Source organism: Acidobacteriota bacterium, assembly GCA_012729555.1.
In the GTDB taxonomy this organism is placed as follows: domain Bacteria; phylum Acidobacteriota; class UBA6911; order UBA6911; family UBA6911; genus UBA6911.
In genome coordinates, this window is record JAAYCX010000043.1 from 1 (window position 1) to 10,877 (window position 10,877).

At 62.9% G+C, this 10,877-nt stretch carries 9 protein-coding genes; 6 read left to right on the plus strand and 3 right to left on the minus strand.

The annotated features are described in order from the left end of the window. Nucleotides 1-326 precede the first annotated feature (326 nt). Nucleotides 327-2,309: a hypothetical protein gene (locus GXY47_08915; GenBank protein ID NLV31264.1), complete on the plus strand. Its 1,983-nt coding sequence runs from the start codon at nt 327-329 to the stop codon at nt 2,307-2,309. A gap of 420 nt (nt 2,310-2,729) precedes the next feature. On the opposite strand, the gene GXY47_08920 is transcribed toward GXY47_08915, so the two are convergent. Beyond that, on the minus strand, nt 2,730-3,062 hold the full coding sequence (locus tag GXY47_08920; GenBank protein ID NLV31265.1) for a helix-turn-helix domain-containing protein: 333 nt from the start codon (nt 3,060-3,062) through the stop codon (nt 2,730-2,732). Next, the gene (locus tag GXY47_08925) at nt 3,049-3,387 is read right to left on the minus strand and encodes a type II toxin-antitoxin system RelE/ParE family toxin (GenBank protein NLV31266.1); all 339 of its coding nucleotides are present in this window, start codon (nt 3,385-3,387) and stop codon (nt 3,049-3,051) included. The genes GXY47_08920 and GXY47_08925 overlap by 14 nt, the downstream gene beginning before the upstream one ends. 510 nt (nt 3,388-3,897) lie before the next feature. Between GXY47_08925 and GXY47_08930 the strand changes: the two genes are divergently transcribed. Continuing rightward, a complete protein-coding gene (locus GXY47_08930; protein NLV31267.1) occupies nt 3,898-5,076 on the plus strand; it encodes an esterase in 1,179 nt (392 codons plus the stop codon). Here GXY47_08930 and GXY47_08935 read toward each other — a convergent pair. Next, nucleotides 5,065-6,585, minus strand: coding sequence for a hypothetical protein (locus GXY47_08935; GenBank protein NLV31268.1), 1,521 nt, complete (start codon nt 6,583-6,585; stop codon nt 5,065-5,067). The genes GXY47_08930 and GXY47_08935 overlap by 12 nt on opposite strands. 142 nt (nt 6,586-6,727) lie before the next feature. On the opposite strand from GXY47_08935, the gene GXY47_08940 reads away from it, so the two are divergent. From GXY47_08940 to GXY47_08955, 4 genes are all read left to right on the plus strand, one after another. Next, nucleotides 6,728-7,183: a hypothetical protein gene (locus GXY47_08940; GenBank protein NLV31269.1), complete on the plus strand. Its 456-nt coding sequence runs from the start codon at nt 6,728-6,730 to the stop codon at nt 7,181-7,183. Nucleotides 7,184-7,324: 141 nt separating this feature from the next. Continuing rightward, nucleotides 7,325-8,980: an FAD-dependent oxidoreductase gene (locus GXY47_08945; protein NLV31270.1), complete on the plus strand. Its 1,656-nt coding sequence runs from the start codon at nt 7,325-7,327 to the stop codon at nt 8,978-8,980. 15 nt (nt 8,981-8,995) lie between these two features. Next, nucleotides 8,996-9,598, plus strand: coding sequence for a hypothetical protein (locus GXY47_08950; GenBank protein ID NLV31271.1), 603 nt, complete (start codon nt 8,996-8,998; stop codon nt 9,596-9,598). Between the two features lie 190 nt (nt 9,599-9,788). Further along, complete coding sequence (locus tag GXY47_08955; protein NLV31272.1) at nt 9,789-10,703, plus strand: branched-chain amino acid transaminase; 915 nt, start codon at nt 9,789-9,791, stop codon at nt 10,701-10,703. Nucleotides 10,704-10,877 lie beyond the last annotated feature (174 nt).

Here is a 10,877-nt window from a genome sequence, read left to right on the forward strand (position 1 = left end):
GCGCCAGCCGGTATTCCCTTCCCCCTCCCCTCTTCTGATAAGCATTATGTCGACTGCGAAAGCACCATCTTGACTATGGGGGGCATTTTACCCAAGATCGGGGCGATCAATATGGATTTTGGCCGCACCCGTTTATATTGCAGACGCACCGGTATTTATTGCAGAGTCATTTCAACCGGACTTTTAAACAGTTCACGAAAAAAACTCCGCAGTAGTATCGATCTATTTTTCTTAAATGCTAATCCTGTGCAATGGCGTTTCATTGACGCAAGAATAAATACGCGCAATTTTATAAACAAATGTTTTATCTTTTTCGCGAGGGAACCATGCAACTTCAGAAAGAGCGAATAATAATCGGATTCATCGTCGCAGCCGCCCTCTGCATTGTTATGGGATGCAGTTACACAAAGCAAGCCTCCTTTGGATCAACCGATAAAGCGACTCTCGAACTCGCCGACGCAGCGCACCGCCGTATGGACTTGCACGCCACGATCGATATTTTGACAAGGCTAACGGTCGATGCCGGCTCTTCTGCCGACGATAAAGAGAAGGCGTTTGCCCGGCTCGCTCTGCTGCGCGCCTATTTTTACAAGGACAACAATTCCGCCGTCGACTTAATCCAAAAAGCATTATCGATTTCCGGCAATCAACCGGACCTTTGGACTGTGCAGAGCCGCATCCATTGCCTTCTCGGACAGTATCAGGAAGCTGAAAAAGCAGCGCAACAGGCCCTCGCCCTAGCTAAAACCACGAGCGAAATCCTGGCGGCGAGATTGGCTCTTGGCCTTGCCGTTCATGATCACTCTATGCGGAGGTTTCGCGCGGGGGAAGCGCCGGACGACGCCCTGCTTCGGGAGGGTCGAGAAGCGCTCTGTGCAGTTCTTGCTGTTGAACCCGGACAGCCGCGAGCAGCGGAGTTGCTTCTGGGAATCTCTCTTTTCTTAGGCGATGGACCTACCGCTCAATTCGCATGGCGGCAGTTCTTCAGACTTCCCGCAGAACGCCCGGCAGTGGGAATCCTCGCCCAGCCTAGCGTCACATTGGCACGCATACTTCCACATTTACATGTGCGGCCCCTGAGCCGCGAGCAGCGCAGATCTCTCATTGAAGCGCTCGCCCAGTCCCGGTTCTATGATTACGCGAGTTTGATAGCGGCTTCTTCTCAATTCGGCAAAGACCCGGACATTGCTCAGGAGAGAACGATAAAGGATATCGTCGTATATGATGGATTTATCTCGCGCCTTCGTACATTGTGCGAGGAGTTCTACCGCAACACTGCAGTGGCAAGCGGCCTTTTGGATTCCATTTCCTTTCTCAATAATAAAGACAAAGCTTTCAGGCGTGACCAAGATGAAGAAATGCAGCGCTTGTGGCAGGAACTTTCGTTCCCTGAAGGCCGGCCCGCGTACAGTGTTTCCCGATTCAAAGACGAAATGCTCCGCCGCTTTGGCCTTGACTGGTGGGGAGATGGGAAAACGAATGGCTATACCGACATTCTGGCAGGTCATCGCATCTCGGATGAGAATCGCAAAGTGGAACAATACGGTTATTCCGCTGACATTCGACTCGTGGTCGACGATCAGATGATTTCAGCGGGTTATTCCTCTTGGTTTTGGTCCTCACTCACAAGTTCGATGGTGGGTGGAACAGCCGATTCCTCGACGATATTCGTGTTCCGGCCGGCTTATGTCGAGCAGCAGTACCAGGAATGGCGGAACGCGGCAGATGAGGGCAATCGTGCAAAAGTCGAAGCGCGGATTTCACAGTTGCTATTTCAGGACGATGCGCTTGCGGCTAAAAATCCTTACGGCTATCTTCCCGGACTTGATAGCTCATTGAGACACGCGGCCACTATGAGGATCTACCATCGAATTGCAGCAGGGAACCTTGCCGGCGCGGATCTCTGTATCGCGTTCATCAATGAATTCTCCCGAGTCCAGGACTCTTACCTCGTATTCGCGCATGAGGGCCGCCATTTGATAGACAAGAAATACTTTCTCTCGAAATACACCTCATGGGGCGCTATGGAACAGGAGCGGCGGGCCAAGCTTTCACAGATCGTCTTTGCGGCGGATCCGAAGTTGGCATTCACCGGAATTCTAAGCCCTTACATCGGCGACCCAAAAATTCCGCATGCCATGGCAGATGAAATGATTGTGAAAGGATATGTGCAATGGATGTCCGCGAATTCGGGCAAAATCCCGGGATTGAATCCATCCCGGCCACTCTTGCCCCAATTCAATTTGCTTTCCGACGAACAGGTCAGACAAATCGCCCGAAACCTGGACCCGTTGGCCAATGAGAAATAAAAAGATCCTGTTCCTGCGGGAACGGGGACGGGAACGGGGACTGACCACGATATATCCTTGTTTTATAAGGATATACATTGGATTTTACAGGAACAATATGGTCTTAAATCAATTTTTTGCATACAAAAAAAAATGGCTAAGCATGGGAGGTGATTCTGCTATACAAAGCATCCTTTGCTTAGATCAATGAAAAGGCCCTTAAAATTTGGCTGCAAGCAGGAAAAAATGAGGGTGAAATACCAATAAATGATGTGGTTGCAGCATTCCTCCACCCGGTGCTCCCATCCCTAAACCCAGGATTGCCCCGCCGGGAATGATGCAAGCCACGAGGATGGTAGAGGACGGTCCTCACGTTCTTGGCGTCGACACTCGCCGCCGCGGGGAAATAATCAGGAAACGTGTGGGACGTCCCGAATAGAATCAGGCAGCATGAGATGTTTTTCGCCGTGCAAGACATTGAATCAGCCCTTTGCCGGAAACCCCAAGAGCGAGAATCGAACGAACAAGCAGATCCAGAGATACAGAACTATCGCCGGCCTCCATTTTGGCAACCCGAGATTGGCTGGAGTTTAAAAGCTTCGCAGCATCAGATTGCGTCATTTTGCGGCGCAGCCGCTGAGCACGAAAACTCTCGGAAAGCCTGAGCTTGATTTCTACATAGGCTTCCTCTTCCGGGGAGAGCCCAAGAAACTCTTTGGCATCTCCAATCTTCCATCCTTTCGCTTCAAGTCGTTTTCTCTTATTGCCAGGCATCGTCATAATCCCGCAATCTCCTTCTTGATCGCTCAATCACCGATTGTGGAGTGGTTCGAGTCTTCTTGCTGAAGACATCCAGAATCACAACGGCGTCGGGATCAACGCGATAAATAATTCGCCAGGTCTTATCGACATCGACCACTCTCAGCTCATGACAACGCTCTCCAATAACCGACATTGGCCGTGAATGCGGCATTTCGAGCATTTGGCCTCTTTGAAGCCTCCTCAGCAGGAACCCGGCCTCAAGCCTTGCATCCTTGGAAAAGGGAGGCGATTTTACAGCCGAGCTCAACCAGACAAGAGGCTTGTCGTTCGTAGCCATGACAGCTGCATTATATGTCAGAACTGACATATAATGCAACCTTTTGCCCCTTCACCGATTACGGCATATTCTCAGGATGGCTCTGCCAATGACTGCAATCACGATGAAGTCCATAATTGCCACAAAGACAAGCGTGGCATCTCCTCCGTACCATGTCGGTAGAATAATGCCGAGATTGCCAGGCTGGGAATCGCAACCCATATCCCGAGACCGATGATTCGTATTGCCGCTAACATGAGCATTCGCCACCTCCTTCGCGCAACAATGGATCCCAACAAGACAGGCGTTCTCACCGTATACTCCGGAGGATGTTTCCTAATTCCTTCACCCGGTGCTCCCATCCCTAAACCCAAGAATGCGTCGCCGGGAATAATACAAGCCATGCAGATGGTAGCGGACCGCCCTTGCGTACTTGGCGTCGACACTCGCCGCCGCGGAAAAATAATCAGGAAACGTGTGGGACGTCCTGAATATATAATGGGCTCGTTCTCAATCCATAAAGGAGAGGCCATGACCCGACACAGATTTCTCCCCCTGATGTTTTCCGCTTTGCTGGTCCTGTCCGCGCTCGGGCAGTCCGGACTGTTCGCCCAGGCGCCGCCCAAGATGGCGCCGGCGGTGAAGTCCCCCGAGGTGCACCCCGACGGGAGGGTGACGCTGCGGATCCACGCCCCCGAGGCCAAAACCATCGGCCTTTCGGCCAGCGACGTTCTCGGCATGGGGGGGAGCGCCCCCGCCTTCGCCAAAAAGGAGGACGGCGTCTGGGAGGCCACCATCGGGCCCCTCGAGCCGGGATCTTTCCGCTATACCTTCACGGTGGACGGCGTCGCGGTGGTCGACCCCCGCAACCCCGCCGTGAGCGAATCGAACGCGAACGCCTGGAGCCTCGCCTACGTCCCGGGGGCCGCCTTCATGGACGCGGCGCAGGTCCCCCACGGGGCGGTCGCGGCCGTCCACTACTACTCGACCGCCCTGGGCCGCCACCGGCGGATGCACGTCTACACCCCGCCGGGCTACGAAGCGGGGAAGGGGAAGTTCCCCGTCTTCTACCTGCTGCACGGGGCGATGGACTGCGACCACTCCTGGTCCTCGGTCGGCCGCGCCGGCTTCATCCTCGACAACCTGATCGCGGCGAAAAAGGCCCTGCCGATGATCGTCGTCATGCCCGCCGGGCATACCTCGTCCGACTTCCGCATGGGGGCGCCGGGCGACATGGTCGACGCCTTCGCCGCCGATTTCGTGAAGGACATCGTCCCATTGGTGGAAAGCCGGTACCGGGTGGCACCGGGAAGGCGGAACCGGGCGATCGCGGGGCTTTCGATGGGCGGGCTGCAGACGCTCGAGATCGCGATCGGCGACCTCTCCCGCTACGCCTACATCGGGGTGTTCAGCTCGGGCGTCTTCAGCATGGGGGCCAAGCCGAAAGCGGGCGCGCCCGCCGCGGCCCCGGCCCCGGACTGGGAGGAGCAGCACAAGGCCGCGCTCAGCGACGCCGCGCTCAGGAAGGATCTGCGCCTCCTCTGGTTCGCCACCGGCTCGGACGATTTTCTGATCGAGACGACGAAGAGCACCGTGGCGATGCTCCAGAAGCACGGTTTCACCCCGGTCTTCAAGGAGACGGGGGGCGGGCACACCTGGGAAAACTGGCGCGAGTACCTCGGCGAGTTCGCGCCGCAGCTATTCCGCTGATCGGCTCCGGTACAGGGTCGCGTACTCCACCCGGCCGGCCGGGCGGTAGCCGGAGGCGATGAAGGCGGCCAGGGGCGGGGGCGGGGGGATTTCGTCCGTCACGAGCACCACCGCCGGCGGGCGCGCGGCGAGATCGGCCATCACCTCGTCGAGCATGGAAGCGTCCACCTCGTAGGCCCGGTTGTAAAGCCAGCGGCTCGAGGGGCGCCGGTCGGCCAGGAAATAGATCTGGCTCGACCGCCCCCACTCGTAGACAGGATCCCCGGGGGCGCTCAGCCGGGCCACCTCCCGGGCGATGGCGGGGGCGGCCAGCGCGTCGTCGGCGTAGTCGCGCCAGGTGTACTGGACGCGGAAGCGCTCCTCGGCCGTGGGCTGCAGGTAGGCAAAAAGCACGGCCGAGGTCGTCACGAGCGCGGCCGCGGCGAGCGCGGCCCGGAGCAGGCGCCGGCCCGACGCCCACCACCCGCGCACGACCGGAATTCCGAAGGCGCCGGCGATCGCGGCGCCCGGGAGCAGCTGGACCGAGTAGTGGGCCGATCCCTTCCCCATCGCCTGGGCCGCGGCCTCGGCCGCGGCCAGGAAGGCCAGGAGCAGCCACCCCTCCCGGTTCTTTTGCCGCACGAGACGCCAGACCCCCGCCGCAGAGAGGACCCAGAAGAGGAGGCCGCCGACGAGGGGGCCCGGCTCGATGAAGAGGGGGGGGACGAATTTCAGCCAGAACGACTGCTCCGCCACCCAGGCCACGTTGAAGCCGAACATCGCGAACCAGAGGTCCCCCAGCCCCCCGCGCATCCCGAAATAGAGGATGAAGGGGAGCGCGCCCAGCGCCGATCCCGCGGCGAGCCACGCCGCGGCCGCCGCCTGCCGCCGGCGCTCCTCCGGATGACGGAAGAAGAGGACGGCGAGCCAGGCGAACCAGGCGCCGAAGGCGAGGACGGCCGACTGCCGGGTGAACACGGCCAGGGCGGTCGACAGACCGGCCAGCAGAAACCAGCCCCCGCCCCCCTTCCGGACCCCGGCGGCGAAGGCCCAGAACCCCGCGGCCAGCGGCAGGAGCATGAACACCTCCGCGTTGGCCGTCACCTGCAGGTAGACGTTGGCGAAAGCGAGGGCGTAGAGCCATCCGGCCGCCCGGGCCACGCGCGCCCCGTAGAGGCGCCGGGCGGCGCCCCGCACGAAGAAGAGGGAGAGGGCCGCGGCCAGGGCGGCGGCGATCCGGGGGGCCGCGACCGTTTCGCCGAAAAGGGAAAAGGAAGCCGCGTACCAGAGGAAGAGGAGGGGGCCCTTGTTGTCCCACAGGTCGCGGTAGGGGAGCGCCCCCTCCATCCAGCCGCGGGCGATGGTGGCGTAGGCGCCCTGGTCCCGCTCGAAGGGGGCCCCGAACAGCGGCAGGAGAAACAGAACGATCAGGACGGCCGGCAGGAGCAGGTGCGCGGCCGCGCGCGGACCGCCGGAAACGGGGGCATGGGGGGATGGGGGCTCGGAATCATAACCGCCGGTCTCGGCCAACTGCGGCTCCACGATCGAATTCGGGTCCTAGATGTGAAACAGCATTGTACCGCCCGCCCTGCGGCGGGGACAAGGCGCTTTCGCCTGCCGATTCCGGCCCGAAGCCTCTATAATGGATCCAACGAGACCGATAAGGAGGAACATGAAAACCGGAATCCCGCTGGCGGCTTCATCCCTGTGCCTCTGCGCCTCCCTCGCCGCCGGGGGGCAGTTCGACAAACCCAAAAACACCCGGGCGCCGGAGCGTCCGCCCGCGGCGTCGGCGAAGGCACCCGAAGCGACCGCCAGGGCGGTGGAAGAGATCTTCGGGGAGGGGGACCGGGCCCTGATCCGGCGCTACTTCGCCGACAACCGCTCGAACCTGCCGCCGGGGCTGGCCAAGCGGGGGGGCGATCTTCCCCCCGGGCTGGAGCGCCAGCTGCGGCGCAAGGGCCACCTCCCGCCGGGGCTCGAGAAGCGGCTGCACCCCTTCCCCAACGACCTGGAGCGGCGGCTCCCGCGCCTCGGGGAGGGAATCGCGCGCGGCGTCATCGGCTCCAAGGCTGTTCTTCTGAACCGCGCCACCAACCTGATCCTCGACGCCTTCGAGATCTACTAGCCCGCTCCGGCGCGGTCCCCGGGGGCGCTCCCCCTTGACAACCCCGCCGCCATCTATATCTTGAACAGGTGCAAACGGACGTTTTTGTCAACGACCGCGGCCGCGGAGGACCGTCCCCCGGCCGTTGAGGGAAGCAGAGCCATGGACCGATACACCGAAGGCATCATCGAGCACGGCCTCTCGCGCCGGAAATTCCTGAAATCCGCCGCGGTCTCCGCGGCCGGGGCCGGCGTGCTGGGCGCCGCCGGCTGTTCCCCGCACGCCCCGGGAGAAAAGAGCGGGATCGAGGCGGAGGGCTTCGGAAAAAGTTCGGACGGGGGCGCCGTCCTCTCCTTTCTCCGCAAGCCGGAGCCGGTCGCGGAGGCCGACATCGAGGCCACCAGGACGTTCGACGTGGTGGTGGTCGGCGCGGGGGCGTCGGGGGTCCCGGCCGCCCTCTCCGCCGCGGAAAACGGGGCGAAGGTAGCCGTGCTGCAGAAGGAGAGCATCGTCGTCTCCCAGGGAAACTCCGGCGCCGGGATCGACCTGGACAACAGCGACCCGGCGGGGGTCGAGGCGCTGGTGGCGCGGCTCATGAAGGACAACGCCCACCGCTGCGACCCCCGGCTCGTCCGGCAGTGGGCCCACCACTCCGGGGAGGCGGTGCGCTGGGTCATCGACCGGGCCGGGAAGGCCGGGGCGCAGGTCATCGACCAGGGGAACCTCCAGCAGTCGGCCATCCTCGACGTCAACGGCTACCGGATGAACTACCACACCGCCTATTTCGGGCCCAAGCCCTACACCAACGGGGACGGCATGCGGGCCCTGGGCGCGCTGGCGGCCCGGCGGGGGGTGGAGTTCTTCTTCGGTACCCCCGCCGTCGAACTGGTCCAGGAACCCTCCGGGCGGGTCACGGGCGTCATCGGCCGGGGCGAGGGGGGGAGGTGCACGAAGTTCCTCGCGCGGAAGGGGGTGATCCTGGCCACCGGCGACTACCAGAACAACAAGGCGATGTGCGATTACTTCATCCCCGACCTCCGGCACTACGGCCGCAAGCAGCTGAACCGGACCGGGGACGGCCACATCCTGGGGTACTGGGCGGGCGGGGTGATCGAGCCGATCGGCCACACCAAGATGATCCACGACTTCGACGCCGGGCCGGCCACCATGTGCGACATGCCGTTTCTGGCGGTCGACCGGCACGGCCGACGCTTCGTGAACGAGTCGGTCGAGATGTCGGTGCTCAACAACTACCTGCGCCAGGCGGAGCGGACGGGGGAGTATTCCCAGGTCTTCGACTCGAACTACATGAAGCAGGCGGCCGGCTGGCCGGGGAGGCTGGTCCCGCCCGAGGGGCTCCGGCACTACATGCCCGGGGAGCCGGGGCCGCACGAGGGGGTGTTCGAGGCCTTCATCAACACGCACCGGGCCGACACCCTGGAGGAACTGGCGCGCAGGATCGGGGTCGACCCCGAAACCTTCGTCGCGACCGTCCGCCGCTACAACAAGCTGGCCGCCTCGGGCCGCGACACCGATTTCGGTAAGCCGGCCCACATGCTCCGCCCGGTCGACACCCCCCCCTTCTACGGCATCCGCCGCACGCTGCGGGTATCGACCCTCTGCTCCGGCCTCCTGGTCGACGAGCACCACCGCTGCCTCGACGCCGAGGGGAGCCCCATCCCGGGGCTTTACGCGATCGGCAACCTCGGGGGGGGATTCTACGGCGGCGTCGATTACCCGCTCACGATCTTCGGGCTTTCGCTGGGGCGCTGCTACACCTTCGGCTACCTCACCGGGCGCCACGTCGCGCGGCTGTAGGGCGGAGACACACACATGGGAGAACTGGACATGCAGAAGGGGAACCGACCGGCCCGCGGGAAGGGGCCGAAACTGGCCCGGGCGGGGGTCGTGCTGATCGTGCTGATCGCGGTGGCCGCGGGGGGGGCGACGGTATACCGCATGCCGTCGGCCTGCGGCGTGTGCCACACGCCGATGGCGGAGTACGTCGAGGGCTACCACGGGGGGGACGCCTCGCTCATGATCACCGGGCACGCCCGGGCCGAAGACGCCCTGGTCTGCCTCGACTGCCACGAGTCGGAGCTCCGGGGGGACACCGTCCGGGGCGTCCGCTGGGTGACGGGCGATTACGAGTTCCCGCTCCCGAAGGCGCCGATGGGGACGCGCGCCTTCTGCCTCGAGTCGGGGTGCCACGACGAACGGGAGATCCTCGAGGCGACCGAATCGCTCGAGAGCGCCAGGCTGGCCGACGGGACGGCCGACTACAACCCGCACGACCCGCGCCACGGCAGGCAGGAGTGCAGCCGCTGCCACACCATGCACGGCAAGTCGGTGCTGATGTGCAGCCAGTGCCACGACCTCGTGCCCCCCGAGGGCTGGGTCACCCCCGACGTGACCGGCCTCGTCGCCTCGAGATAACCAATCGGCGGCGGACGCCGCGCCCCCCGGCCCCTGGTGACCCCGAAGCGGTCGTTTCCCCCAAAATTCCCGAAAAATTGCGGAAAATCGGGCGCGCGGCTGTGGAAACGGGCGCCCGGGGGGGTATATGATATGCCCAGCGCCGCAGCCGATAGCGGTTGGCGGCGTCAAGGAGGTTGGTATCGTGGCCCTGCCCAAGTTCGCCTTTTTCAAAGACCGCATCGTCCCCTACGGCGACGCCAGAGTCGGAATGCTCACCCACGCGCTTAATTACGGCACCGCCGTGTTCGGAGGGCTGCGGGCCTACTGGAACGAGGAGGAAAGGCAGCTGTTCCTCTTCCGGCCCGAGGACCACTACCAGCGCTTCCTGGAATCGGGCCGGCTCCTGCTGATGGAGCTTCCCTACGGCAAGGAGGAGATCGCGCGCTTCACCGTCGAACTGCTCCGGGCGGAGGGGCACCGCACCGACTGCTACATCCGCCCGCTCTGCTACTACGGCGACGAGATCATCGGCGTGCGCCTGCACGACCTGCACCCGGAACTGACGATCATGGCCATGCCCTTCGGCTCCTACGTGCAGAACGAGGAGGGGATCCACGTCACGGTCTCCTCCTGGAAGCGGATCGACGACAACATGATCCCGGCGCGCGGCAAGATCGCCGGCACCTACGTGAATTCCGCCTTCGTCAAGACCGACGCGCAGCGCTCCGGGTTCGACGAGGCGCTGGTGCTGAACAACGACGGGCACATCGCGGAGGGGTCGGCCGAAAACTTCTTCCTCGTCCGCAAGGGCGTCGTCTGCACCCCCCCCGTGACCGAGAACATCCTGGAGGGAATCACGCGGCGCACCATCTTCATGCTGATGCGTGAGGAGATGGGGATCGAGGTGGTGGAGCGCCCGATCGACCGGACCGAGGTCTACCTGGCCGAAGAGGCCTTCTTCTGCGGCACCGGGGTGCAGGTGGCCGCCATCACGGCGGTGGACCACCGCCCGGTCGGCACCGGGGAGCTCGGCCCCATCACCCGGGAGCTGCGCCGCGTCTACTTCGACGTGGTGCGGGGCAAAAACCCGAAGTACCGCGAGCTCTGCGTCCCGGTCTACTAGCCCTTAACCCGCATTATTCATGAAGCTCCTGCTGCGTCGGTGCAATTGGGCATGTCTACTGCGTTACGCTTGGTCGGATTCCTCGACGTACCGTCCAGTACGCCTGCGGAATCCTCCCGGCTCGCGCCTTGTATCCACGCCCACCTGCGCCGCCTCGCGACGTACCCTCATGAA